This window comes from Paenibacillus sp. GP183, from assembly GCF_900104695.1.
Taxonomy (GTDB): domain Bacteria; phylum Bacillota; class Bacilli; order Paenibacillales; family NBRC-103111; genus Paenibacillus_AI.
On record NZ_FNSW01000001.1, the window covers coordinates 3,944,976 to 3,970,998 of the forward strand.

Consider the following 26,023-nt stretch of genomic DNA (forward strand, 5'->3'; position numbering starts at 1 on the left):
AAGAAATAGACTGACCGGTTTGAAAAAATGACTCCGTAATCGTTTAACAACGATACAGAGTCTTTTCCTTTTTCAAAAAACGGTATACAAGGTATTATGTTGATTTCTTGAAAGTTCGCCATACCGGGATTGTTCCTTCCACGCGGTAGAGCCGGTAATCCGTATAGCGAATTGTTTAGCGTTTTGCAAATGAAATTCAGTATATTCCTGCCAGCGTATGATGTTTTCTACAAATTGTTTGTATGAAGTGGGGGCGGCATCCCTCATGACAAGTAAACCGGCGTTTACATTACGGTCTCTCTGTTCGCTGTTTTGTATGCAACCAATCAGCGTTTCCACTATGGATGGCGCGCTTTCTCCGTTCAACAACCTTTGCGCGGAGCCGGTTGCCGTCACACGATGATAGGATGCCGGAACAAGATGCGAATGCATTTCCGCATTTCCTTTCAAATCTTTCATTTTGGGTATATGAAACAACTGTGTACTCATGGAACAAACCATCTGTTCGTCATATAGGCTGTGGTGTAACTCGGTTACAACAGATTGCCACATTTCATTTTGTCTCAACAAGAACACCTTCCTGAACCATTTTGGGTAAATCGCCTACGTTATAATATGCAGGGTATTCCTGTTTGCATCTGATTGTTGATCTTTCATCAATATGTAGGCCAGATTCGCCTCTGTGGTCTGTATATCGCAACTAGTCTTTTAGGGGTGTTTTATACATTATTCGTAGGTATTTTGGTTTATATTTACAATAAATAGTATTTATTGCTTGGATTTTGTGATACCTTATATTTCAATAAGAAGTGTATTGTCGAAAAACAGAATATTGGCAAACTTATGGAAACATAATGTACGCAAAGCTAAGTGCCTAAAGGATTTAAGTCCTATGGTTGACTAGTTGCTGATAGGGGGAAGCCATCCTAATCGTGATTGCTTTTTTTGTGCGTTTATTTGTCGAAACTGGCAGTGAAGGAGTTTGTTAAAACATACAAACTATCAGCTGAATTCCAAAAAGGAGAGGAAAAATGATTCATCCAACAGCACTGGTACACCAAAATGTAGTTATCGGTGATGGGGTTCACATTGGACAGTTTTCTATTGGCAGGAAATTATTCCTGTCCTGCATGGATGGCAAAGGACGTGCCAAAGACAAGAAAGTAATTATGCGAAATGCTCAAATATTAAAGGAGAGATAATGATATGTTTTCTTTTAAAAAACGAAAGAATCCCTTTTCTAAAAGATTGGCAGCATTCGGCTTAATTGCGGTCCTTCTTATTAGCTTAGTGCCTATTTTTTCTTCAACTGCTTCTGGGGCAACTACAGCCTGGGCACCGAACACAGCTTATGCAGTAAACGATTTAGTTACGTATAGCGGAAGTACTTATTCCTGTATTCAAGCTCATACTTCACAAGTAGGCTGGGAGCCTCCTAATGTTCCGGCTTTATGGTCGTTACAAACTGGCTCACCAACACCGACACCAACAGCAACACCAACAGCAACACCAACAGCAACACCAACAGCAACACCAACACCAACACCAACACCGAGAGGAGCGGCAATTCCCGGGAAAATTGAAGCCGAAAGCTACAGCGCGATGAGCGGCATACAAACGGAAACGACAACCGATACAGGCGGTGGTCTTGACGTGGGCTGGACCGATACCGGGGATTGGATGGATTACAGTGTCAATGTGCAAAGCGCGGGCACGTATACCGTTGAATTCCGAGTAGCGAGCACCTCTGCAACAAGCCAACTCCAATTGAAGGATAGTGCTGGCACCATTTTAACCACGGTCAACGTACCGAATACGGGCGGGTGGCAGACATGGACAACAGTAAATACCAATGTAAGTTTAACGGCTGGCAGTCAAACGTTAAGGGTTTATGTGTCTGCCGGAGGATTTAACCTGAATTGGTTGAACTTTACCACTAGTTCTACACCAACACCAACACCAAGCACAATTGATTTCTTAAAAACCAACGGCAAAGTAATTAAAAATAACTCTGGTTCCGGAGCTACTATTAATCTTCATGGAACCAATTTGGGCGGTTGGATGCTGCAAGAAGGCTGGATGTCTCCTATGAACACGCCAGATCAGTATACTTTGACTCAAACGTTGTGGAATCGTTTTGGTACAGATACGAATCAAAGCTTGCAAAACGGATATCATGATACATGGATTCAGGCAAGTGATCTAGACAATATCAAGAACATGGGATTAAATCTTGTACGCGTACCTATGTACTGGGAAGATTTTATGAACCCAGACGGCAGTATGAAACCTGATTCTATCTCCTATAGAACACTTGATTGGTTGGTTACTCAAAGCGCCCAAAGAAAGATTTATGTCATGTTAGATTTTCATGGTGTACAGGGTGGAGATTGTCCATGGCAATCCTGCGGGATCTCAAATTCGAATCAATTATGGGTGAATTCAACCTATCAGGACAGAACCGTACAAATCTGGGAGCGACTCGCTGCTCACTACAACGGGAATCCTACCATAGCGGGTTACGATTTGTTGAATGAGCCGCTGCTAACTTCAGGGGGAGGAGAAAGCACAGCACAGGTAAAACAAAAATATGATTACTATAACAGGCTTTATAATGCTGTTCGTGCCAAAGATGCTAACCATATCATTATCGTCGCAGCATTTTTTGACTGGGAGCAAGCCTTAGCACCATCGACATATGGTTGGACGAATGTAGTCTATCAAACGCATAACTATAACATGTCTAATTACAACGACTGGAATACGACGAATTCTATGATGGACTCATGGCTAACCAAAATGGCTCAATATCAAGCAAATTGGAACGTTCCGGTTTATGCGGGTGAATATTCTTTTGGGCAGAATGACTTGTGGGAAAAATGGTTGACTGGATTAAATGCATTAAATGCTTCATGGTCAAATTGGTCTTATAAAGTAACGGGCTCAGGGAATTGGGGTTTCTATACGAATAACTCAAATCCCGTTCCAGATATATATAATGATAGTGCTGCTACGATTGCGTCCAAATGGAGCAAGTTTAATACGGCGAATTTTCAAGAGAACACAGCATTGAAAAATCTAGTCCAAACCTATGCAGCTATTCCAGTAACCTCCAGTATCAAAGCACTGGCGAATAATAACTATGTATGTGCGGATAACGCAGGACTTGATCCATTGATTGCAAACCGGACAACTGTTGGTGATTGGGAACGATTTAAGGTGATTAATAATCCGGACGGCACAGTATCGTTCTTGTCCATTGCGAATAATAAGTATATTACAGTCGACGTAAATAATAGCGGTAAACTCGTCGCAAGAGCAAAAGGTGTTCTAGGATGGGAAAAATTTATAAAAATCGATCGTGGCAGCGGAAAAGTGGCTTTTCAGGCCGTGGCGAACAATAAATATTTAAGTGCTGATCTGAACCAAGCATCTGTTTTATTTGCGAATAGGGATACTGTAGGTGGTTGGGAAGAGTTTACCATCACCGCTGCTCCATAAAGAATACCAATCGATATTTTTATTTGAAAAGGCAGGTGAATAGATCATTCGGCCTGCCTTTTAATTTAATTTTAAGAATTTACAATTTATCCTAGCATCCTATTATTCTTATCTTCTTTAATTAGTCCATTAAACATAAGGTTATTCAACTATCCTTTCGGTTTTATTATTGAATATATTAAGAATATATTAAGCTTATAAAAAATATAAAAGCATACATGATACTCCTGAAACGAATGCGGCGCTTAAAAAAAGGCTGCTCAATCCAGGATAACAGGGCTTTTAGTTCTATCAATTTTGCAAAGGAGGCAGCTCGTTCCAAATTAAAAAAACATTATTTTAATAAATGAAAAAAAAGCTTTTATTAAAAATTAAAGGAGTGTTATGAAATGTTTTTTATAAAACGAAAGAATCCCTTTTCTAAAAGAATAGTAGCCATCGGCTTAATTGCGGTCTTTCTTATTAGCTTAATGCCTATTTTTTCTTCAAATGTTTCTGGGGCTACAACAGCCTGGGCACCCAACACATCTTATGCAGTGAACGATTTAGTTACGTATGGCGGGAGCACTTATAAATGTATTCAAGCGCATACTTCGCAAGTAGGCTGGGAGCCGCCTAATGTTCCGGCTTTGTGGTCGTTACAAGCTGGCTCACCAACACCAACACCAGCACCCACAACAACACCTACAGCAACACCTACAGCAACACCTACAGCAACACCAACACCAACACCAACACCAACACCAACACCAACACCAAGCTCGACTCCAGCCTGGGCACCCAACATATCTTATGCAGTAAATGTTTTAGTTACTTATGGCGGGAGTACTTATAAATGTATTCAAGCTCATACTTCGCAAGTAGGCTGGGAGCCGCCAAATGTTCCGGCTTTGTGGTCCTTGCAAGCTGGCTCACCAACACCAGCACCGACTACAACACCTACACCAGCACCCACAACTACACCTGTACCAACAGCAACACCTGCACCAACAGCAACACCTACACCAACAGCAACAGCAACACCAACAGCAACACCAACAGCAACACCAACAGCAACACCAACACCAACACCAACAGCAACACCTACACCAGCACCGACTACAACACCTGCACCTAAACCAGCACCAACACCTACACCTCCAGCAGGAGCTTACAAGATTGTCGGTTACTATCCTGAGTGGGCAGTTTACGGTAGAGCCTATTCGGTTCCAATGATTAACGCTTCCAAAGTAACACACATCAATTATGCTTTTGCAGATATTTGTTGGAATGGCAGTCATGGAAACTCAGATCCTTCTGGTCCGAATCCACAAACTTGGACTTGTCAAGATGAAAATGGAGTGATTGCTTCCGCTCCAAACGGTACAATCGTACAAGGCGACCCTTGGGCTGCTACAGGAAAATCCTACCCAGGCGATACTTGGAATCAACCGATTAAAGGAAGCTACAATCAACTGATTAAATTGAAAGCAGCTAATCCGGGTCTAAAAACGATTATTTCCGTCGGCGGATGGTCATGGTCAAACCGCTTTTCCGATGTCGCAGCTGATCCAGCGACTCGCGCAAACTTTGCGAATTCCGCAGTCAGCTTCTTAAGAAAATATTCATTCGATGGCATCGATTTAGATTGGGAATACCCTGTTGGCGGCGGACTTTCTGGCAATAGCGTCCGTGCAGCGGATAAACACAACTATACCTTGTTGTTACAAGATATTCGATCTGCTTTGAATATCGCAGGTGCTGCAGACGGGAAGTATTATTTATTAAGCATTGCCTCTGGAGCAAGTCCAACTTACATTCAAAATACTGAATTAAGCGCTATAGCTAGTATCGTAGATTGGATCAACATTATGACCTATGATTTCCATGGTGGATTTGACCCGATTAGCGGTAACAATGCAGCATTAACGTTTGATCCAGCTGATCCCTCACCAAATAAATATTCATACTATGATGATGCGGCGATTACAAACTACCTTAACGCAGGAGTGCCTGCCAAAAAACTAGTCATGGGTGAACCCTTTTATGGACGCGGTTGGTCAGGCTGTACCAACGTGAACAATGGTTTATATCAATCATGTTCTGGTGCGGCAACAGTGGGTACATGGGATAAAGGCGTATTTGATTTCAATGACTTAGAGAACAATTATATCAACAAAAATGGCTATACTCGTTACTGGAATAGCGCCGCACAAGTCCCTTATTTATACAATCCTAATGGTGGAACCTTCATAAGCTATGATGATGCGCAATCCATAGGTTTAAAAAATAACTATATTAAATCCAAAGGATTAGCTGGCGTAATGTTCTGGGAATTAACTTCCGATCGCAACAATACATTACTTAATCAAATCAATGCGGATTTACCTCATTAATAGGATTCAAAGAATAGATAAACTGAATGGATCCAATAGAATAGACTGAATGCATCCCAAAGGGGCTGTCCTAAAAGCCATGAAAGTGGCTGAAGGATAGTCTTTTATTTTGTAGGAGGACAAGAACATTGACCTATTGAGATCCGCGCCCAGTTTCCGTTGACGTGACCCCAGACAATAGACGCGTTTATGTGGCAATTCAAGCCAGCAACGTAGTTTCAGTGATTGACGCAGCAAGTCAGACGGTGATGGCTGTCCTCCCTGGAGGAAGTGCACAGAGATCTGTTAAGATTACGCCAATCTTGCTATTTTAATTTGAGCATCTTCCAGCACTGACGCTCATAAGTGGATGTTACTTGCTCGTTAAAATTCCGGGGCAAATACTGAGACGAAACTCAGACAACCGAGTCCAATCCTCATTTTAGACCTTGAAAAATGGAGCTGGCGATAGATATATTAAATTCTATCTCTGCTCCTTTTTTATTCAACGATTGCAATTCAATTTGCCAAATGGATATTCTTTCGTATGGTTTTACGAGGGTAATGAATATAAATAGGCTGAAATCGAAACCTCTGTTGGGGAATTTGAAACCATAGAGGAAGCACTCAATTATTTTCGTGCGGACAAGTTGGTGAAACACAACGGGTGTAAGACGTGACCAGTCCAATCATTGGTTCGCAGTAAAAAAAGATTACCAAGGCTTAGGTCTTGGAAAGGCTTTAGTAGCGGAGTGCTTGAATAGATTACTGTACCTTGAGGGAAAAAAATGTGTGTTCCTGCACACGCAGACATGGAGCTACATGACGCTATTCCAATCTTAAAAAAGTAATTGTGTTCACTTTAATATGCAAATAATGGTGTACGGATACTCGGCACGAATGCTATTATTTTATGAAATGAGAGGTGAGAGTATGAAACGGACAAGTATCCGTTTGCGATTAATGATACTCATGATTTTTTTAACCACGCTTCCTATTATCACCGTAACCACGATTGCTACGAATAATACTCGGGATTCTGTGGAGAAAGAACTCATAAATGCAAATAACTCCCGAATGCTGTGGGCAGATCAATATTTAAAGGAGCTTACACAGCAAATTGATATTTTGTTTTATACACTGCAAATTAACCAACAGCTGATAACCAACCTAAACAACATGGACTATCCGGATGTCGGCGTACAATTCAGCACGCAAAATTATATCAAAGACACACTAACTACGGTTTTTCATGCGAATTCCCGAAAAATTGATAATTTGGATCTCTATATACACCCAAGTCAAAAAGCATTTTCGATCAGTTATGCCAATAGCGGAATCATATTTTCCTTAGACATACAAAATGGGAATTGGAGTCGAATGCTTCATACTCCTGTCAATATGTATTTCAAACAATCCAGTGACGGCATCTATGCCTATCATAGTATGAACAGGTTCGAGGACCGAAAACTCCTCGGAGGACTCTCGGTTCGAATCAATAAGCAAGTCTGGAAGGAAGTTATTGACATCTTAAAATCTGAGCCGGAAAGCTCGGTATTTCTAATCAACGATGAAGGTGAGTTTCTCTCTGGGTCTTCTTCGACGAAGGAATCGATTGAAATCCAATCCAGACTGAGAAGTCTGAACTTGCAAAATTCGGAGTTGAATTTTCTTAAAACCAATGACTATTTCTATTTCTTCAAGCAGGTTGGCGATGGCGAATTGACTGTGGCGAAAGCGATACCGGTTGAAACGGTCAATCAAAGCGCGCGTCCGACCATAAGAGCCGGTATTTTAACGGGCTTAGTCTTTGCTATAGTCTCGATCTTGCTCTCTATATTTGTATCACTTCGTATCAGTCGGCCTATTGTCAGCCTGGCAAGGACGATGAGAACAACGCACATTAGCAATTTCACTATGAAATCTGTGCAAAGCCGCGACGAAATAGGACTCCTTGAAAGCGGCTACAACCAGATGATGCAGCGCATGAAAGAATTGATCGAGGGTGAGTTACAAAAGGAAATCGAAGTAAAGAATGCGCAGCTAAATGCGCTGCAAGCCCAGATTAATCCCCATTTTCTGAACAATACCCTTCATCTCATTGGGGGAATGGCACTCTCCAAAAATGCGCCGGAGATCTATCACATTGCCCGTGTTATTGGCGAGCTGATGCGTTATTCCATCAGCTCCGAGGGTATTATCGTATCTCTGGAGGATGAGCTGAAGCACATGCGAAATTATTTGTTCATCCAAGAGCAAAGATTTGCGGGGCGATGTACGGTTATTGTTTCAACGGATGAAAGTCCACTATCCTGTTTGATTCCCAAGTTTTCCCTGCAGCCTCTTGTGGAAAATGCATTTGAACATGGATTGCAGCGGAAGGAAGGGGCTTGGAAAATCGAGATTCAGGTGAAACAAATTAGTAGCAGAATAGCCGTTTTGATTAAAGACGGAGGTGTAGGCATCGAACCAGATAAGCTGCAGCAGCTGAGAATGGACCTGCAAGGAGGTTTATCTTTGAAAACAATTGTTGAAAAGCAGGACGAGCCGAGAAAAAGAAAAAGTATCGGCCTAAGCAATGTCCAAGCAAGGCTCAAGCTGCAATTCGGTGAACAATACGGTATTCGAATATTTAGCAAGGTGGATGTCGGTACGTTGGTCGTGATGAGCTTACCTATATCCAGAAAGGGGGGCGATGCGGATGCTTAATCTATTGATTATCGATGACGAGCCTTGGTCCAGGCAGGTGGTTAAAGCGCTCGGGGATTGGGAAACTCACGGACTTCAAGTGGTTGGCGAAGCACAGGACGGCAGGGAAGGGATAGAAATGATTGAACAGCTGCAGCCACAGCTGGTTTTGACGGATATGCGCATGCCCGGTTTAGACGGAGTCGAGCTTCTGAAAGAATTGAATGAACGTTTTCCTGCTCTCAAGATCATTGTGATGAGCGGATACGATGATTTTGTTTATTTGCAACAGGCCATTCGTTCTCGCGCTGTAGAATACCTATTGAAACCTATTGATCCTGATGAGTTGAACAGAGCATTAGCCCAGTGCGTGCAGGAGTTGGAAAAAGCTCATCAGTTAATGAATTCGTCATGGAGTACACCTCATCTTTTTGCGAATAAGGCAGACTTGGATACTTATTTATCCTTTCGTGAGAAGATTTACGAGAATTTGTTGGAGCTCAACGGTTCAGCAGTTCTACTGACTTTTGACAGGTTAGGCGAATACCTGCAGAGCACATTTAAGGACAAACAGGACGACAAAGTGTTGATCAAAATCGGAAGTGATTTGATTGTTATGCTGGAGGAATTCGCTTCCGGGAACGAAGTTGATTTCGATTTATCTCGGTTGGAGAGGAATCGGGAAAAACCATTTAAGGCTGGCCTGCATTCCATTTCGGATGAAGTCACCCATCTTGCCACTTATTTTGGTGAAACCATTGAAGCCATTCAAGCGAATCGGAGAAACCGAAATCGACTTGATCTTGCTGCGGTACAAACCCACATCAATCGTCACTTTCAAGAACCGATATCGCTGGAAACGATCGCACAGTATTTTTATGTGAGCAAGGAACATTTAAGTCGGACGTATAAAGCTTCCTTCGGAGAAAACATATCGGATACGATTATCCGCAAAAAAATGGAGAAGGCACGGGAGCTTATTGTCGAGCACAAGCTGGCGATCAAGCATATAGCTGAGCTGACGGGATACACGGATCTAGCCTATTTTTATAAGGTGTTCAAGAAGCATTACGGACTGACACCCGGTGAGCTGCGGAAAGAAGAATAGATCAAGGATATCAATAAATTACAATAACGAATGCTAATATCCTCAAAAGATTTATCGGTAAGGACTCCTCTATACTAAAAGTGCAATTGAATAATTCTTAGGGGGAAAAAGAATATGAAGAAAGCGCTTCATTTAGGTTTGAGTGTTGCTTTAGTGGCAACGATTACAGCTGGCTGCGGCTCAAGCTCCAATTCAGGAAATGGAAGCGGAAGTGCGACATCGGCACCACCTGCTGCAACACCCGCAGAAACGAAAGCGGTTACGCCTGCCAAGAAAGTGGAATTAAAAGTATTTATGGGCTTTCCCAGATTTAAAGATCAGTTCGATAAATACTTTGAACAGTTCAAAGCCAAGGAAAAAGCAGAGAAAAACTTGGATGTAACCATTAATTTGGAAATGCCCAACCCGGACCAAGCCAAACAAATTTTACAAACTCGCTTAGCCTCTAATGATGCGCCTGATTTGTTTACACTTCATGCGGGAGCAGATATTCCAACCTGGTATAAGGCAGGCTACTTGGGCGACTTGTCGAGCCAGCCGTTTGTAAGTAGTTTATTCGACAATGTTAAGAAAACGGTTACTTATGATGGCAAGATCGTTGCACTTCCGCTCGAAAGCTTGGAGTGGGGATATTTGTACAATAAAAAAATATTCAGTGATCTCGGGCTAAAGCCGCCACAAACCTTGGATGAAATGAAGACGGTTGCAGAGAAAATAAAGGCGAACAAAATAGCACCCTTTGTGTTGTCCTTCCAGGAGTCTTGGATTCCTCAGCTCATGATGGCTTTATCCTTAGGGGGCGTCGTGAATTCCTCTCAGCCGGATTGGATCGAAAAAATGAATAAGGGCCAAGCGTCTTACAAAGATGTACAGGATGTTTTCAACATTATTGACATCATCATGCAAAATGGCACAGATAAACCGTTCGAAGTCGGCAGCGCTCAGGGTTCTACGGACTTTGCCAATGGTAAAGGGGCTATGTGGGTGCAGGGGCCATGGCAGGCGGAAGCCATTCAGAAGGCCAATCCGAAAATGGAATTCGGCGTAGCTCCACTGCCGGTCAGCAACGATCCGAAAGGAGCCATGATTAATCTATCGACCTCTACTTCATTAGCTATTTCACCGACCAGCAAGAACAAAGAGGTTGCTTTGGATCTGCTCAATTATATTCTCGACCCGAAGGATTCTTCAGCACTTTTCGAACAATTGAAATTTAATCCTGTTTCTAAAGTGCACACGTACAAATCTTACCCATGGATCGACGAGGCCATGACCTATGTCTCTCAAGGGAAGGCATACCAAGACTTATCTCTTCCGAATGGAGTTACAGACGAACAGGCAAAATTGCTGCAAAGTTATTACGCTAAACAAGTAAAGAAAGAAGATATTATTAAATCACTCGACAAAAAATGGGCAGACGCGATAAAAGCCCAGAAATAAACGCAATATCGGTTGACTGGGAGTGATGAATCGTTATGACGAAAACTAATAAACAAACGGTCATCCTATTGGCCTTCGTTTTCCCAGCGCTTGTGTTCTATGCTGTATTTGTACTCGCCCCCGCTTTTGGGGGCGTTTGGTACAGCCTTACAGATTGGAATGGGCTTAATCGCACATATCAAATGGTAGGATTGTCTAACTATATAGAAGCGCTGAAGGATGACCCCATTTTTCTGAAATCAGTTTGGTTCACCCTGAAGTTCGTGGTGTTCATGGTTGTTTTGCAAAATGCAATTGCCTTATCTCTAGCAGTTCTCGTGGAATCCAGAAAGCGAAGCAAAGTATGGTTTCGAACCATTTTTTTTATGCCTAACATGATGAGTCTGATTATCGGCGGTTTTATGTGGTTGTTCATTTTTACGAAAGTGCTGCCTTATATCGCGGAACACTCAGTGTTCAAATTTCTGGATCAGTCCTGGATCGGTGATCCGAAATTCTCCTTCTTTGCGATCCTCACCGTCTCACTTTGGGGCGGAGTTGGTTATCTGATGGTTATTTATATTGCGTCTCTTCAGGGTGTGCCTCAGCATTTGAAAGAGGCAGCTGCTATAGATGGGGCCAATGTGTTTCAGATTTTTCGTTATGTTACGCTGCCCATGATTTTTCCTGCACTGACAATCGGTATTTTTCTTACGCTCAATGGTTCTTTTAAAGCATTTGATGCCGTTTTTTCGCTCACCGGAGGCGGCCCGGGAAGATCCACACAAGTTATCGCCCTTAACATCTACGAGGAAGCTTTTAAATCCAGTTATAGGTACGGGTATGCCAATGCAAAAGCCATGATCTTATTCTTGGTCATATTCATCATCACAGTTATTCAGCTGTGGATTATGAAGAAAAGAGAGGTGGAGTCATGAGTCATGAAGGTACAAAATCCGTCTCAGCAAGTATCGGACACCGTGCTGGATCAGCTCTAATCTTTCTTATTCTGATTGCTTCAGCTGTGTTTACACTCTTCCCGATCTATATGGGTTTATTAAATTCTCTAAAGACGGAAGGCGCCATGATGAATAACATCCTTTCCATTCCCACTCAACTGGAATTCAAAAATTATGGAGGCGCATTTCATAAAACGAACTTCTTGCGCAGTCTGTGGAACACATCCTACATAGCAGTAGTGGGTTTGATTGGAATTATCGGTTGTGCTTCGATGGCAGGATACAAACTATCCCGCTCTCCGGGCAAGCTAAGCGCATTTTTGTTTCTTCTTTTCGTTATGTCCACGTTGATTCCGTTTCATTCCATTATGATTACATTGACTAGAATTGCCAAAAATCTTCATGTTCAGGGATCTACGACTGGTCTTGGGTTGATTTATATTGGAATGGGGGTTGCCTTTGCCATTTTTCTATATCATGGATTTGTGAAATCCATTCCTCGAGAGCTTGACGAAGCTGCGGTTATTGACGGTTGCAGTGAATTTCGTCTGTTTGTTGTTATCATATTCCCGCTGCTGCTTCCCATCACGGCGACTATAGCCATTCTCAATCTGCTGTGGATATGGAATGATTTTCTACTGCCGCTGCTCATGTTGACGGATTTCAAAACATACACCTTGTTGTTATCGACCAATATGCTTTTTGGCCAGTATGGCAACAACGATTGGTCGGCTATACTGTCTTCTTTGATACTGGCACTGCTGCCTGTCGTCGTTTTGTTCTTTTTGCTGCAAAAATACATTCTCCAAGGCATCGCTGATGGAGCTATAAAAGGATAATCATTATCTCTTAGGAGTGAATAAGCTTTGAAGGATCATATAGATTACGATGTTTCCGGATTCGTAAAAGCACAGGGCAGTAAACTTGTGAACGGAGAAGGACGGGAGTTTTTATTTCGCGGTGTCGGTTTTGGAAGCTGGCTCCTGCCTGAAGGCTATATGTGGTTGTTTCCTGATCAAGGAGATCGTCCTCGACGAATTGAACAAATGATTCGCGATTTGATTGGGGAGGAGAAGGCGAAGCAATTTTGGGAGCATTATTACCAGAAGCATACTTCTGAAGCGGATATCCGCCAAATTGCAGAAGAGGGCTTCAATTCTGTCCGAGTGCCAATCAATGCCAGATTTCTTCTGGATGAGGAAGAGACGAGTTTGTTTAAGGAGCAGCATCTGCAAATTATTGACCAGATTATTGAATGGTGTCGTACACATCGTCTGTATGTCATTCTTGATTTGCACGGGGCACCAGGTGGTCAAACCGGAACGAATATCGACGATTCCGAGAACGATCAGCCGGAATTGTTCATGGATGAGCGAAATCGGCGTCTTACGATTGAAATCTGGCATATGCTGGCTGAACGCTACAAGGACGAATGGATCGTGGCCGGATACGATCTTCTGAATGAGCCGCTGCCAAACTGGTTTTCAGCTTATAACAGCATGGTCATGCCGCTGTATCAGGATATCGTGAATGCAATCAGGAAAGTGGACAACCGTCATATGATTATCCTGGAAGGTGTCCATTGGGCGACGGATTGGTCCATATTCACGAATAAGCTGGATGACAATTTGATGCTGCAATTTCATAAGTATTGGAATAATCCGGATACAGAGAGTATTCAGGTGTATTTGGACAAGAGAGTAGAATGGAACGTGCCGATCTTCATGGGAGAAGGCGGCGAGAACAACAAAGAATGGTACGCAGGCGCATTCCGTTTGTTCGAGGATCATGAGATCTCTTGGAATTTCTGGACCTGGAAGAAGATGGGCAAAGGAAATTCTCCTTGTCGAGTAAAAACTCCAAATCAATGGCAACAGTTGGTTGATTATTTGCAAGGCGGCGCTAAACCTGATGTAGTTACCGCTGAACGCATTCTATGGGAGTATCTGGATAACCTCTCGTTCGATCATTGCGTATATTATCCTTATGTTGTGCGAGCACTGTTTCGCAGACCACAAACCCATATACCGGCCATATTTTATGGTTACCGTGGCGAGGGTGTAAGCTTCTCAATTGCGAATCGGACGAGTGAGCATGTTGGTTTTCGCATCAACGATGGGGTTGACATTCGGTTTGTGGAAAGCGAGAGGGAGATGGTTAACTTTCAGCATAGTAAAGGGGAACCGTGGCAAATAGATGAACGGCTTTACGTTCTATTGGCTCCAGGTGACTGGTTAGCATATGACATGCAGGTAGCTCCTTACTCGAGTCCGACACTTTATACGATTCATCTATGGGTGAGTGCATTTGGGGAGAATGGATCGATTGCCATTACTGTAGATGGAGATTTGGTTGGAGTTGCAGAAGTTTATGGACAAACCTGGAATAAGGTTCAGCCGGAACTCGGGTTTAGTCTTGACTCAGGCCAGCATACAATTGTTCTTAAAGCTGAGAAGAACCCTGTCCGTATTGAATGGTTCGAAGTCATAAGTAAAGGACCGGTACCCTTAGGGTAACCGGTTGTAATTGTTTATGTTGCCCAAATGTATTGCTGAACTCCCATGAAAATAAAAAGGCTCGAAATCTTAAAAAAGAGCAAATTAAAGTAGACCCAGGAGGAACTTTTTTAAAAAAAGGCTGAGCCTCTGATTGATCCTTATGAAGTTGGGTATTAGTTTAGCAACTTTCTTCCAAAAATAAAGGTAAGGCTGGTGCAACCAGTCAAAAAGGATTAATCTCCCATAAGTGCTACCCGTATTGGGTGCGACAGTCTGTGATGCACCGTGATGGTTGGAGTCAGACTAACGGTTGGGCTCTAATGGCACCATAGTTCATAGACCTTCTTCTCCCAGCCTCAGTAGAAGTATTGACAGATTTTATCCATTTTCATCCTCTGTGGTGCAGCGCTGATCTTGCGCTGCATGAATGACTAACGGGCAGATTACATAATAGTAAGTATAAAGATCTTGCATTACAAATTGTGGTATTATTGGGGTAAATATCACGTATTCATCGATTAGTTATTAGGAGGAGGTTTTATTGTGAACAGTATAAAATCACCTGGCGGCTCGTTATTTCCCTATTTTTATAAAGATGGCGAGATCCATTGTCTTAAATATGGAAGTTTTTATTCTAATAAAGACGCCTTGTTTTCCTTAATAAAATCGGAAGAAGAATTTATATTGGAAACTACATAGACGCCTGGATATTTGGGTTGATTTCTATAAAACAAGCTTAACACAAGAGGTAATAAATGAGTTTGTAGAGAGTATAAGGCGGTTAAACAAGTCCATTCGTAAGCTTTCAATTGTTGGTTGCTCATCTATAGTGAAATGGAGAATTCGTAATAAAATCAAGCGAAATGGAAATATCTCAATGCCAATAAATTTTTTTAACGATCCGGAGGATGCAAAATCTTGGCTTGTGATGGAGTAGATTTACAACATGGTGCGACTGATTCAGCTAACGGGTACGATAGTTCAGAATTAATCGCCTAATGTTTGGGCGGTTTTTCTTTTGTTTTCGATTCGCTTAAACGGATATTCTACCCTTCATTTAGTTTGATAGATGTATTTAATTTTGTGGGAAAATATGGTACGTTCATTGTGGAAAAAATATATCTATGTTATCACGCGATTTCGTTTTTGCACCAGAACCATGTAAAGAGTAATTGTTTTCTTTTCATTCATTCCATGTTACATTAAAATTAATAATTTTATATGCGATCACTAGGGGGGCCATTAGGCTGAGATGGAAGGTATTCCAAACCCTTTGAACCTGATCTGGGTTATACCAGCGGAGGGAAGTGGAATCGGTATCTTCCGTAGTTTTTTTATTTTATGGCAGATGACGACCACTTTTCTTAGGAGAAGTGGTCTTTTATGTATTTGGAGGTGTTTCATTATTGATTTATGAAGGTTTACATATTATTTCAAATAACAAATTAGCTTTAGATGACTTTGCTCTATTAGCCGGGAGGATAAAACAGTATGTAACTGCTTTTCATCTGCGAGAAAAAACGAAAACGGCTCGCGAATTGATAAACGGGATCGAGCTTCTCTTGGCTGCCGGTGTTTCTCCGGAATGTATCATTGTGAATGATCGCGTAGACGTTGCGGCTGCTATGGGTATTTCAGGGGTGCAGCTTACTTATCATAGTCTCGCAGTGAATCAAGTGAAACGTCTTTTTCCGCGGCTAAAGATTGGAAAGTCTGTACATTCGGTTGATGAAGCAAGACTTGCGGAGGATGAAGGCGCGGATTTCCTTATTTTTGGGCATATTTATCCGACAGATTCTAAACCGGGTTTACCTAGTAAGGGAGTGGATCTTTTACGTCAAGTTATGGGGAATGTGTCTCTTCCGGTCATTGCCATCGGTGGAATTAAACCAGAGAACACAAGGGAAATTTTGCGTAATGGAGCAAGGGGAATTGCCGTAATGAGCGGTATTCTTGATGCTGAAAATCCAGTACTCGCTGCAAAGGCATATTATGATTTTTTACAAATGGGGCGATCGGATGACAGGTTATGATGTGATTATTATAGGTGGCGGAGTAATCGGCGGGTCCATTGCCTTTCATCTGTCGAAGAAGGGCTTCAAGGTTCTTCTTTTGGAACGGGATCGTATTGCTTCCGGGGCATCGGGCGCAGCGGCGGGAATGCTAGGAGCGCAAGCAGAGATGCAAGACGGAGGGCCACTCTTTTAGCTAGCGCGGCGTAGCAGAAGAATGTTTCCTACGCTAGCAGAGGAATTAAAAGAAACGTGTGGGTTGGACATCGGCCTGGTTCAAAAGGGGATGTTGAAAATTGCTTTTCTCCCAGAACATGTTGAAGAATATCGCCGCACTGTGACTTTTCAACAAAGCTCAGGCGAGCAAGTAGAATGGCTCACCCTTTCGCAAGCATTAGAGAGGGAACCTGCGCTTTCAAACCATATTCTAGGCGCGATGTATTTTCCCGACGAAGGCCAAGTATTAGCACCTAGGCTTTCAACGGCTTATGTTAAAGCAACGGCTATTCTTGGTGCTGAAATAAGGGAATATGCTGAGGTTAATTCGCTTTTGATAACGAATGGCAAAGTAAGAGGGGTTATTACAAACGAAGAAACTATACATGGTGATCAGGTTATTATGGCAACGGGAGTATGGGGGAATCAGCTTCTAGAGCAAACAGGGTTATCCTTGAACGTATATCCAGTCAAAGGGGAATGTTTCTCTGTAGTGACCCATACGCCTCTCATTCAATCCACTATTTTTCATTATTTGGTCCCGAAACAAGGCGGCAGAATCGTTGTGGGTGCAACAATGATTGAGCATTCTTACGATAGATCTGTGAGTATGGAAGGTCTCTTTACTTTGATGGGCAAGGCTAAGGAGCTGCTTCCTTCCATTGCTTCCGCTCGTTGGGAAACAAGCTGGGCAGGGCTTCGCCCGCAAACCCTTGACGGTCTTCCCTATTTAGGGGAAGCGCCGAATCTTAAAGGACTTTTTATCGCAATGGGCCATTATCGCAATGGTATTTTATTAAGCCCGATTACGGGTAAAATCATGACGGATCTAGTAGAAGGCAAAGAACCCAATGCGCTGGATTTATCTGCATTCTCACCCGCGCGTCATCAAATTCAACAGTAAAGGAGTGCATATTGTGCAACTAATTATTAATGGGGACCCTATAGGAGTACCCGAAACGGTAACCACGATTTCTCAGCTCTTGTTGCATTTAGGTTTAGAAGAGAAGATTGTGATTGTTGAGTTGAATCAGGTTATTTTGGAAAAAGCGAATCATTTGAACACAACGGTATCCAGTGGTGATCGTATTGAGATCGTACATTTTGTAGGAGGCGGATGATAAATATGTTGAAAATAGGATCGTATACATTTAATTCAAGACTTCTTTTAGGAACGGGTAAATTTCCAAGCTTTGAGGTGCAGCGCGAAGCTGTTAAAGTATCGGAGACGCAAATTTTAACTTTTGCTGTGCGGAGAATGAATATTTTTGAACCCACGCAACCGAATTTTTTGGAAATGCTGGATTTATCGCAATTTACTCTTCTCCCGAATACGGCTGGGGCCAAAACAGCTGAAGAAGCCGTACGGATTGCGAGACTAGCTAAGGCTTCCGGGCTGTGCGATATGATCAAGGTTGAAGTTATCGGGGATTTTAAGACACTCCTCCCAGATCCGATTGAAACGTTAAAAGCGACTGAAATGCTATTGGCGGAAGGTTTTATTGTCTTGCCTTATACTTCGGATGATGTGTTATTGGCCAAAAGACTTCAAGATTTAGGGGCTCATGCCATTATGCCGGGCGCTTCACCCATTGGTTCAGGGCAAGGGATTGTGAACCCTCTTAATCTAAGTTTGATTATTGAGCAAGCGAGTGTCCCTATTATTGTTGACGCAGGAATTGGTACGCCTTCGGATGCTGTCATTGCAATGGAACTGGGTGCCGATGCTGTTCTATTGAATACCGCGGTTTCTGGAGCTAAAGATCCTGTCAAAATGGCATTGGCGATGAGATTAGCCATAGAGTCAGGACGTTTAGGCTTTGAAGCCGGACGCATTCCAAAGAAGCGTTATGCCACGGCAAGCAGTCCTGCAGAAGGAATGAGCAAATAATGAACGCACGTTATTCCAGACAGCAGCTGTTTAAGCCTATCGGGCCAAAGGGGCAGGAAAAGCTGGGTCAGAAGCATGTTTTAATTATCGGAGCTGGCGCCTTGGGTACTGGGATTGCGGAAACGCTAGTTAGGTCAGGTGTCGGTACGATTACAATAGTGGATCGTGACTATGTCGAATGGAGCAATTTGCAGCGGCAGCAGCTTTTTAATGAAGAAGACGCACGGCAGCGGCTGCCTAAAGCCATTGCCGCGAGACACCGATTAAAGGAAATCAACTCAGAGGTAGATATTCGAACGCATATCATGGATGTGACGATTAGAGAGATCGAAGATCTCGTCAAGGGCGTTGATCTGATTTTAGACGCAACGGACAATTTTGAAGCACGACTCTTAATAAATGACATCTCCCAAAAGATAGGGATACCGTGGATTTATGGTGCATGTGTAGGCAGCTATGGCCTAACCTTTACCGTTTTACCTGGGATTACAACCTGCTTGAATTGCCTCTTGGAAAATATGCCGATGGGAGGAGCTACCTGCGATACTGTGGGTGTTATTGCTCCTGTTGTGCAAATGGTCATTTCCTACCAAACCAGCGAGGCTTTAAAAATCCTAGTGGAAGATTTGATTTCTTTACATGGCAAACTCATTAGCTTTGATTTGTGGACGAATGCACATTGCGCGATAAAAGCCGATAAATTGAAAAAACCTAACTGTCCTTCCTGTGGCGAGAAACGAACATACCCCTATTTATTAAGCGAAAATCTATCCCATTCCGCAGTCTTATGTGGACGTGATACCGTACAAATCCGACCCGCCAAGCCTTTTTCACGAAACATGAAAGAAGTTGCGCAAACACTTATGCAGCAAGGGGGACATGTTGAGGCTAACCCCTATCTCATTTCATTTACAATTGGCAATCATCGTCTAGTCATTTTTCAAGACGGTCGTGTACTCATTCATGGCACGAAGGATATCGCACAGGCACGCAGCTTATATACTCGTTATCTTGGCTAATATTTTAATTTGTGTTAAAGGAGTCATTAAACATGATGGCAAAAGTAAGTAAAGTATTAACGATTGCCGGTTCAGATAGCGGCGGCGGTGCTGGGATCCAAGCCGATCTCAAAACCTTTCAAGAACTAGGTGTTTATGGCATGTCTGTTATAACTGCTGTCACAGCACAAAATACGCTTGGTGTGCAAGGTGTTCTTGCATTGCCAGTTGACATCATTATTCAGCAAATAGATTCCATTGGAACAGATCTTGAACCGCAGGGACTGAAGACAGGCATGCTGTTCAGCAAAGAGATTATCGAAGCCGTAGCCTGCCAAATTACAAAATACGGCTGGCCTAATTTAGTCGTTGATCCCGTCATGATCGCTAAAGGCGGTACTGCATTATTACGAGAAGATGCTGTGGAGGCTATGCGCAAGGTGCTCATTCCACTAGCGGAAGTAGTGACTCCCAACATTCTCGAAGCGGAGGTTCTAGCAGGATTTGGGATTGAAACTTTAGAGGATCGTAAGGAAGCAGCCAAACAAATTTATAAGCTGGGCGCCAAGCATGTATTGGTAAAAGGCGGTCATGGAAAAGAAAGTGAAGAAGCTATAGATATTTTGTATGATGGTAAAATTTTTACGAAATTTACTGCAACAAGGATATTAACCAAAGATACACACGGTACGGGATGTACATTTGCGGCAGCGATTGCATCCGAGCTAGCCAAGGGCTCTACGATGCAGAATGCCATTCAAACTGCAAAAAGTTTTATCCAATCGGCAATTGCGTACCCGCTAGGGTTAGGTCATGGTCATGGGCCAACCAACCATTGGGCTTATAATCGCATGAACGAAAGGACAAAGGTATGAAATCAAAATTAAAGGAGCGCTTGAAACTCTATTTTGTTATGGGGAGTCCGAATTGTGTCAAGGACCCGTTAATCGTTTTGCATGAAGCGATTGTTGGAGGGATAACTGCTTTCCAATTTCGTGAAAAAGGTAAGGGAGCATTAACAGGTCAAGACGCAATTTACCTTGGCAGTGAGCTGAGGAAGCTTTGTAAAGCGCATGACGTTTTATTCATAGTAAATGACGACGTGGAGCTGGCTTTAAAATTGAAAGCGGATGGCCTGCATATTGGACAGGAAGATGATTCCCTTCTGAATATTAGAGCTAATATGTTGGATAAAATAGTCGGTGTTTCTGCACATAATGTCGCTGAAGCTGAAATAGCTGTACGTAATGGTGCAGATTATTTGGGGGCAGGTCCCATGTATACGACCTTAACTAAGCTCGACGCGAGAGAGGTACAAGGACCCCAAATGATCCGTGAAATACGGCAAAACGGCATCGTTATTCCCATAGTTGGGATCGGCGGTATTACAGCTGAAACGGCGGAAAAGGTTGTGGAGTCCGGAGCTGACGGTGTTGCTGTCGTATCTGCAATCAGTTTAGCCGCTTCACCACAAAAGGCTGCAGAGGAAATACTGCAAATCGTGAACAATTACCATACCAAATGAAAGGGGATCTTTAATTTGGAACAAAATATTCAATTTGCCGGTAATGAATCTGTGCCCGATCTGAGTCGCGATATTGAGCGTAAAATGCCTCTTGTCCAGAGTTTTCTTTACGGTTTACAGCATGTATTCGTATCTAATGTTTGGTTAGACCCCTTATTTATTGCTGCAATGGTTGGTCTGCCTTTGGCGATGGCTTCCAATTTGGTTAATGCGATATTTATTGCCGCAGGTCTTGTTACTTTAACACAAGCAACTAGATTAGCCCGATTGCCCATAGTTCAAGGTCCTTCAGCCGCTTTTGATTCTTTAATGATCACCTCAGGTAAAGCGAATGGACTCTCGGCAGCAGGCGGTGCTATTTTGATTAGCGCAGTTGTAGTTTTCATTATGTCCGTCACCGGGTTGCTGGGCAAGCTTCAAAAGTTTTTCACTCCAGTTGTGTCTGGAACTGTCATTTGTGTCGTAGGCATTGCGCTTTCACATTTCACGATGTTTGAGTTTTTAGGCGGCAGTCCTGGTATGCCTGGATTTCTTTCCGGTCCTAATTTGCTATTATCCATTACAACAGCTGTCATTGTTATCCTTTTATCGAATTTCGGAAAAGGGCTGTGGAAATCGTATGGTTTTTTAATTGCTTTAATTATTGGAGACTTGTTGTCTGTCTTTATGGGAAAGACTGATTTTTCGGTTATTTCGCAAAAAGGCTGGTTTGGTCTTCCTCAATTATTTCCTTACGGTGCGTTCACTTGGGATGCAGGTATCATTCTTACATTTTTTATTGCTTATATCGTTGCCGTTATTGAAGCTATGGGCGTTTATCATGCTGCCGCAGAAATGGTTGATATTAAGCTTGATTCTCGGCGCATTAAGCTTGCTTTTACTGGTGAATCCGTAGGCTCGATGATTTCATCCGTTCTTGGTGGTACACCGACAACAGCTTATGCGCAAAATGTAGGACTGCTTCGTCTAACTGGAGTAGGTTCAAGGTTTCCGGTCATTATGGCTGGTGTGATTTTTCTTGTATTGGGCTTTGTGCCAAAAGCAGGCGCGGTGCTGGCTCTGACCCCTGATGCAGTTGTAGGCGGTCTATTCTTACCTGCTGCGGCTGGATTGCTGATGTCGGGTATCTCGATATTAGTGAAAATGCCAAAAACCGAGGCGAATTATACAATAGCGGGTTTATCTTTATTGCTTGCCATTGCCTTGCCTGAAAATTTTACACAAATCTCAGGGATTTGGGGTACTATTTTGACGAATAGTATTTTGGTAGGTGCGTGCAGTGCTATATTCTTACAACTATTTTTAGTCCATATTCCATTATTTTTACGAAGGAGTAAGAGCTAATGCGAGAAGCTTCTGCATTCATAAATCGTGAGGTTTTGCAATTTATCGCTAATGCTTCATTATCTCTGGAACAGAATGCTAGTGAAGCAGCTTTTAATTCGCTTGCGTTGCAATTGTTTCATTTTCAATATGAACACAACCGAGCTTTTCAAAAATACGCACAATTAAAACGCAAAACTCCCTATACAGTAAAAAACTGGCGTGATATTCCGCCCGTTCCAATCCAAGCCTTCAAAAATGCGGTGCTGTCTTGTGAACCAAGCGATGAGGCAGAGGCTGTTTTTATGACTAGCGGAACAACGAATGCTGAGCATAAAGGGCGGCAATTCCATCCGACTTTGGACGTTTGGGATGCTTCCATGACTAGTGCTTTCAAGCACTTTGTAATGCCGGATCTGGAAAAAATGACCCAATATGTGCTTTCACCCGCACGTGATAGGAATGTAAACTCGTCTCTATCCCGTTATTTATCCCTTGCTGTTGAACGATATGGCAGTCCGGATAGCCAGTTTTTCTTTAATGAACATGGTTTGCAAATGGAGGCACTTGTTAGTACTTTAAAGAAATCGGAAGCGTTAGGGAAACCAGTGCTTCTTTTAGGAGCTACCTTCGCTTACGTCCATTTTTTAGATTATTGCGAAGCACATAACTTAATCTTTCAGCTTCCTCCGGGAAGTCGCATTTTGGATACAGGCGGTTTTAAGGGACAATCACGTGAAATAGAGGTTGAGACGCTTTATCGTCAATTCTATACTTACTTTCATGTGCAAAGAGCATTCTGCATAAATATGTACGGGATGACAGAGCTGAGCTCACAATTTTATGACCAAACCATTTATGAGAATTTGTCGAATAGCGGTCAGATTAACTACATGAAGGCAGGTCCTGCTTGGTTAAGGACTTGTGTTTTGGATCCGAATACGCTGCAACCGGTTGAAAATGGCAAAAGTGGTGTTTTGGCGCATTATGATTTGGCGAATTGGAATTCTTGTACGGCCATTCTGACAGAGGATCTTGGGGTTAGACATGAACATGGCTTTCAATTAATGGGTAGAATCCAAGGCAGCGAAGCGCGGGGCTGTTCCATTGCCGTAGATGAATTTTTGAACATACAGGTAAATATATGAATACGAGACCATTTGTTTATCGAATTCAAGCGTATAAGCTACCCGTTGATATGTCGGTGGATGAGCAAGAAATCCAACAAATCGAGACTCCGCAAGGTGTTTATTCACTGATGTTTCCTACATTAAATGAACAAAAAATTCGCGAAATTTCATGTAGGCTTGAAAAAAATCGACATGATTATTTGGCGCTGCTTACCACTTCCGAGATCATAGATAAAATTGACCTCGCCGTACACAAGTGGTTAGACCCAAATTACCCACAACGCCGATTAGCTGAGCTGCTGCTTCCTTATGTGACTGGCTACGATGCGGATATGATTCGCCTTCAGCTCAAACGCTATATGCGGACTTTTCGCAAAAAAGAACTGTTGCGATTCCTCGATGAGGAGTTCGATAATCCAGCGATGTTGGATGAGTTTCGGCCAAGAAAGTCAGGCGGATTCAGTCGAATCTATGGTCCTAAGCTGATTTTTCATATATTTTCCGGTAATGTTCCCGGAATCTCGATTTGGAGTCTTATTATGGGGTTGCTCTTAAAATCGGCCCAACTAGGGAAGACTTCATCAGCAGAACCTCTAATGGCAGTCTGGTTTGCGGAGTCACTAGCTGAGGTTGATCAACGTTTGGGAGATGCCATTGCGATTCTTCCATGGCAGGGGGGAAATAGGGAATTTGAAGACCCGGCCATTGAAATGGCCGATGCAATAATTACTTATGGAAGCAACAAGACGCTTGAGAATATTCGCCCGCGTATACCTATCCATAAAAATTGTTTGACCTTTGGACATCGGATCAGCTTTGCGATGATTGGCCAAGAAGCATTGACACCTGATCGGATGGACGATACGATTGCTCGCCTAGCTGCAGATATAGCTCTCTATGATCAACAGAGCTGCCTCTCGCCACAATCAGTATTTGTTGAAGAAGGAGGGAGCTTGAGCCCACAACAATTTGCCCAGAATTTAGCTGCGGAAATGGATAGAATGCAGCTAAGAAAACCACGTGCAGATTTAACGGACGCGGAAGCTTGGGCGATTCAAAATGAAAGAAATCGTTATACATTCGAACATGACGACGTTTTTGTATATGAGAGTAAGCAAAATACGGCTTGGACAGTCATTTATCATACGAAACCAGGATTTCAAAGCTCTCCACTAAATCGAACCGTGCATGTATATGCTTGCAAACAGCTAGAAGAGGGGATTCCTTTCTTATCTTCCTTCAGAACTTATTTACAATCCTGTGGAATTGCAGTCAGTCCAGCAAGATTATTAAATTTAGCACAAACACTCGGGGAGGCTGGAGTGAGTCGAATTTGTCCATTGGGTGCAATGAATCAAGCAAAGCCAGGCTGGCACCATGATGGGCGATTTAATTTAGTAGATTTAATCCGTTATGTTGATATCGAAAAAGGGACAGAGGAATTGGCGGAGCAATATGATCCGGATGTTGAATAAAAGGGGTGAATAAATATGCTGCTTCATAATAAGGTTGCCGTAGTCACAGGAGCAAGTCGGGGTATTGGTGCTTCTATAGCTAAATCCTTTGCTGAGGAAGGCGCAATCGTGGTTATTAATTATTTGCATCAAAAGGAACGGGCAGATCTACTTGTAAAAGAAATCCAGCAAGCAGGAGGACAAGCTATTTCAATACAAGCAGATGTTAGAATTCTCGAAGATGTTGAGGCTATGCTCTCGCAAACCGTTGAACGGTTTGGATCATTGGATATTATTGTGAATAATGCTCTGAGTCCCTACAGCTTTAATCCGAAGAAAAGGAAAGCAGCTTGGGAACTGGAATGGATAGATTACCAAGAGCAAATCGAGGGAAGCGTTCATGGGGCGTTTAATATATGCATAACAGCTATGCCCTTTATGAAACAGCAATTATCAGGCCGAATGATCAATATGGTGTCTAATCTTGTAGATTTCCCGGTTGTCCCTTACCACGATTACACAACGGCCAAATCAGCTTTGTTAGGTTATACGAGAAATTTGGCAAAGGAATTAGGCAGGTTTGGAATTACGGTTAATGCAATTGCACCTGGGCTTACAGAATCTACCGATTCAAGTAAGGGTACACAAGAAGATATTCGAGATGCGATTATAAAGCTTACCCCACTACATAGACTTGCAGTTCCTCAGGATATCGCCAATGTTGCCTTGTTTTTGGCATCAAGCCTGAGTTCATTTGTGACGGGTCAATGCATAAAGGTAGATGGCGGGCTGGTAATGGTGTAGTTGAGCTATTGCAAAATTCGATTGTTGAAAAAATCAGGTATTGGTGCAAGCTTTATGAGCTATATTGATTATAAGTCGGAAGATCCGAAAAATTAAAAAGTAGGAGCAATAATTATTAATGAAAGTTGACTCGGAGGAGTTTA

At 42.6% G+C, this 26,023-nt stretch carries 21 protein-coding genes, 2 pseudogenes and 2 riboswitches; of the genes and pseudogenes, 22 read left to right on the plus strand and 1 reads right to left on the minus strand.

Annotation, left to right across the window (positions count from 1 at the left end; all coding sequences use genetic code 11):
• Window positions 1–72: 72 nt before the first annotated feature.
• Window positions 73–489: a hypothetical protein gene (locus BLV33_RS19470; protein WP_253187113.1), complete on the minus strand. Its 417-nt coding sequence runs from the start codon at window positions 487–489 to the stop codon at window positions 73–75.
• A 335-nt stretch (window positions 490–824) separates the two neighbouring features.
• Window positions 825–912: riboswitch (cyclic di-GMP riboswitch) on the plus strand.
• Between the two features lie 119 nt (window positions 913–1,031).
• On the opposite strand from BLV33_RS19470, the gene BLV33_RS28880 reads away from it, so the two are divergent.
• The 22 genes and pseudogenes from BLV33_RS28880 to BLV33_RS19580 all read left to right on the plus strand — a co-directional run bounded on the left by BLV33_RS28880 (window position 1,032) and on the right by BLV33_RS19580 (window position 25,880).
• The gene (locus BLV33_RS28880) at window positions 1,032–1,202 is read left to right on the plus strand and encodes a hypothetical protein (protein WP_139305776.1); all 171 of its coding nucleotides are present in this window, start codon (window positions 1,032–1,034) and stop codon (window positions 1,200–1,202) included.
• Window positions 1,203–1,206: 4 nt separating this feature from the next.
• Complete coding sequence (locus tag BLV33_RS29715; RefSeq protein ID WP_090795366.1) at window positions 1,207–3,501, plus strand: carbohydrate-binding protein; 2,295 nt, start codon at window positions 1,207–1,209, stop codon at window positions 3,499–3,501.
• Between the two features lie 389 nt (window positions 3,502–3,890).
• A complete protein-coding gene (locus BLV33_RS19480) occupies window positions 3,891–5,876 on the plus strand; it encodes a glycosyl hydrolase family 18 protein (protein ID WP_253187114.1) in 1,986 nt (661 codons plus the stop codon).
• Window positions 5,877–6,040: 164 nt separating this feature from the next.
• Window positions 6,041–6,190, plus strand: a complete 150-nt coding sequence (locus BLV33_RS30845; protein ID WP_090795368.1) for a hypothetical protein — start codon at window positions 6,041–6,043, stop codon at window positions 6,188–6,190.
• 364 nt (window positions 6,191–6,554) lie between these two features.
• Window positions 6,555–6,698: pseudogene (locus tag BLV33_RS30850) on the plus strand (GNAT family N-acetyltransferase); the annotation flags it as partial.
• A gap of 90 nt (window positions 6,699–6,788) precedes the next feature.
• On the plus strand, window positions 6,789–8,564 hold the full coding sequence (locus tag BLV33_RS19495) for a sensor histidine kinase (protein WP_171909208.1): 1,776 nt from the start codon (window positions 6,789–6,791) through the stop codon (window positions 8,562–8,564).
• The gene (locus tag BLV33_RS19500; protein ID WP_171909209.1) at window positions 8,557–9,651 is read left to right on the plus strand and encodes a response regulator; all 1,095 of its coding nucleotides are present in this window, start codon (window positions 8,557–8,559) and stop codon (window positions 9,649–9,651) included. Before BLV33_RS19495 ends, BLV33_RS19500 begins: the two co-directional genes overlap by 8 nt.
• 114 nt (window positions 9,652–9,765) lie before the next feature.
• Window positions 9,766–11,091, plus strand: coding sequence for an ABC transporter substrate-binding protein (locus tag BLV33_RS19505; protein ID WP_090795377.1), 1,326 nt, complete (start codon window positions 9,766–9,768; stop codon window positions 11,089–11,091).
• A gap of 35 nt (window positions 11,092–11,126) precedes the next feature.
• Window positions 11,127–12,008 carry a carbohydrate ABC transporter permease gene (locus BLV33_RS19510; RefSeq protein ID WP_090795380.1) on the plus strand — a complete coding sequence of 294 codons (882 nt, stop codon included), beginning with the start codon at window positions 11,127–11,129 and terminating at the stop codon, window positions 12,006–12,008.
• Window positions 12,005–12,868, plus strand: a complete 864-nt coding sequence (locus BLV33_RS19515) for a carbohydrate ABC transporter permease (RefSeq protein WP_090795383.1) — start codon at window positions 12,005–12,007, stop codon at window positions 12,866–12,868. Before BLV33_RS19510 ends, BLV33_RS19515 begins: the two co-directional genes overlap by 4 nt.
• A gap of 27 nt (window positions 12,869–12,895) precedes the next feature.
• The gene (locus BLV33_RS19520; protein WP_090795387.1) at window positions 12,896–14,545 is read left to right on the plus strand and encodes a cellulase family glycosylhydrolase; all 1,650 of its coding nucleotides are present in this window, start codon (window positions 12,896–12,898) and stop codon (window positions 14,543–14,545) included.
• Window positions 14,546–15,749: 1,204 nt separating this feature from the next.
• Window positions 15,750–15,850, plus strand: a riboswitch (TPP riboswitch).
• Between the two features lie 83 nt (window positions 15,851–15,933).
• Window positions 15,934–16,560, plus strand: coding sequence for a thiazole tautomerase TenI (gene tenI / locus BLV33_RS19530; protein WP_366414825.1), 627 nt, complete (start codon window positions 15,934–15,936; stop codon window positions 16,558–16,560).
• Window positions 16,547–17,659 (plus strand): annotated as a pseudogene (gene thiO / locus BLV33_RS19535) (glycine oxidase ThiO). The gene tenI and the pseudogene thiO overlap by 14 nt, the downstream one beginning before the upstream one ends.
• 13 nt (window positions 17,660–17,672) lie before the next feature.
• Window positions 17,673–17,876 carry a sulfur carrier protein ThiS gene (gene thiS, locus BLV33_RS19540; RefSeq protein ID WP_090795391.1) on the plus strand — a complete coding sequence of 68 codons (204 nt, stop codon included), beginning with the start codon at window positions 17,673–17,675 and terminating at the stop codon, window positions 17,874–17,876.
• 5 nt (window positions 17,877–17,881) lie between these two features.
• Window positions 17,882–18,646, plus strand: a complete 765-nt coding sequence (locus tag BLV33_RS19545) for a thiazole synthase (protein ID WP_090795394.1) — start codon at window positions 17,882–17,884, stop codon at window positions 18,644–18,646.
• Complete coding sequence (locus BLV33_RS19550; RefSeq protein ID WP_090795398.1) at window positions 18,646–19,665, plus strand: thiazole biosynthesis adenylyltransferase ThiF; 1,020 nt, start codon at window positions 18,646–18,648, stop codon at window positions 19,663–19,665. Before BLV33_RS19545 ends, BLV33_RS19550 begins: the two co-directional genes overlap by 1 nt.
• Before the next feature lie 35 nt (window positions 19,666–19,700).
• On the plus strand, window positions 19,701–20,519 hold the full coding sequence (gene thiD, locus BLV33_RS19555; RefSeq protein WP_090799067.1) for a bifunctional hydroxymethylpyrimidine kinase/phosphomethylpyrimidine kinase: 819 nt from the start codon (window positions 19,701–19,703) through the stop codon (window positions 20,517–20,519).
• Window positions 20,516–21,169, plus strand: a complete 654-nt coding sequence (gene thiE, locus BLV33_RS19560; protein ID WP_090795402.1) for a thiamine phosphate synthase — start codon at window positions 20,516–20,518, stop codon at window positions 21,167–21,169. Before thiD ends, thiE begins: the two co-directional genes overlap by 4 nt.
• Before the next feature lie 15 nt (window positions 21,170–21,184).
• Window positions 21,185–22,513 carry a solute carrier family 23 protein gene (locus tag BLV33_RS19565; RefSeq protein WP_253187115.1) on the plus strand — a complete coding sequence of 443 codons (1,329 nt, stop codon included), beginning with the start codon at window positions 21,185–21,187 and terminating at the stop codon, window positions 22,511–22,513.
• Window positions 22,513–23,640 (plus strand): LuxE/PaaK family acyltransferase, encoded by a 1,128-nt coding sequence (locus tag BLV33_RS19570; protein WP_090795405.1) that lies wholly within the window; start codon window positions 22,513–22,515, stop codon window positions 23,638–23,640. Before BLV33_RS19565 ends, BLV33_RS19570 begins: the two co-directional genes overlap by 1 nt.
• A complete protein-coding gene (locus BLV33_RS19575; RefSeq protein ID WP_090795409.1) occupies window positions 23,637–25,097 on the plus strand; it encodes an acyl-CoA reductase in 1,461 nt (486 codons plus the stop codon). Before BLV33_RS19570 ends, BLV33_RS19575 begins: the two co-directional genes overlap by 4 nt.
• Before the next feature lie 15 nt (window positions 25,098–25,112).
• Window positions 25,113–25,880 (plus strand): 3-oxoacyl-ACP reductase, encoded by a 768-nt coding sequence (locus BLV33_RS19580; RefSeq protein ID WP_090795412.1) that lies wholly within the window; start codon window positions 25,113–25,115, stop codon window positions 25,878–25,880.
• Window positions 25,881–26,023: the final 143 nt, after the last annotated feature.

Excerpts from the sequence above, each read along its gene's own strand:
- thiD (WP_090799067.1), top strand. The coding sequence starts at position 19,701 with ATGGCAAAAGTAAGTAAAGTATTAACGATTGCCGGTTCAGATAGCGGC.
- BLV33_RS19495 (WP_171909208.1), top strand. The coding sequence starts at position 6,789 with ATGAAACGGACAAGTATCCGTTTGCGATTAATGATACTCATGATTTTT.
- BLV33_RS19480 (WP_253187114.1), top strand. The coding sequence starts at position 3,891 with ATGTTTTTTATAAAACGAAAGAATCCCTTTTCTAAAAGAATAGTAGCC.
- BLV33_RS19545 (WP_090795394.1), top strand. The coding sequence starts at position 17,882 with ATGTTGAAAATAGGATCGTATACATTTAATTCAAGACTTCTTTTAGGA.
- BLV33_RS29715 (WP_090795366.1), top strand. The coding sequence starts at position 1,207 with ATGTTTTCTTTTAAAAAACGAAAGAATCCCTTTTCTAAAAGATTGGCA.
- BLV33_RS19510 (WP_090795380.1), top strand. The coding sequence starts at position 11,127 with ATGACGAAAACTAATAAACAAACGGTCATCCTATTGGCCTTCGTTTTC.
- BLV33_RS19575 (WP_090795409.1), top strand. The coding sequence starts at position 23,637 with ATGAATACGAGACCATTTGTTTATCGAATTCAAGCGTATAAGCTACCC.
- thiE (WP_090795402.1), top strand. The coding sequence starts at position 20,516 with ATGAAATCAAAATTAAAGGAGCGCTTGAAACTCTATTTTGTTATGGGG.
- BLV33_RS19580 (WP_090795412.1), top strand. The coding sequence starts at position 25,113 with ATGCTGCTTCATAATAAGGTTGCCGTAGTCACAGGAGCAAGTCGGGGT.
- BLV33_RS28880 (WP_139305776.1), top strand. The coding sequence starts at position 1,032 with ATGATTCATCCAACAGCACTGGTACACCAAAATGTAGTTATCGGTGAT.
- BLV33_RS19515 (WP_090795383.1), top strand. The coding sequence starts at position 12,005 with ATGAGTCATGAAGGTACAAAATCCGTCTCAGCAAGTATCGGACACCGT.
- BLV33_RS19550 (WP_090795398.1), top strand. The coding sequence starts at position 18,646 with ATGAACGCACGTTATTCCAGACAGCAGCTGTTTAAGCCTATCGGGCCA.
- BLV33_RS19505 (WP_090795377.1), top strand. The coding sequence starts at position 9,766 with ATGAAGAAAGCGCTTCATTTAGGTTTGAGTGTTGCTTTAGTGGCAACG.
- BLV33_RS19500 (WP_171909209.1), top strand. The coding sequence starts at position 8,557 with ATGCTTAATCTATTGATTATCGATGACGAGCCTTGGTCCAGGCAGGTG.
- BLV33_RS19470 (WP_253187113.1), bottom strand. The coding sequence starts at position 489 with ATGAGTACACAGTTGTTTCATATACCCAAAATGAAAGATTTGAAAGGA.
- BLV33_RS19570 (WP_090795405.1), top strand. The coding sequence starts at position 22,513 with ATGCGAGAAGCTTCTGCATTCATAAATCGTGAGGTTTTGCAATTTATC.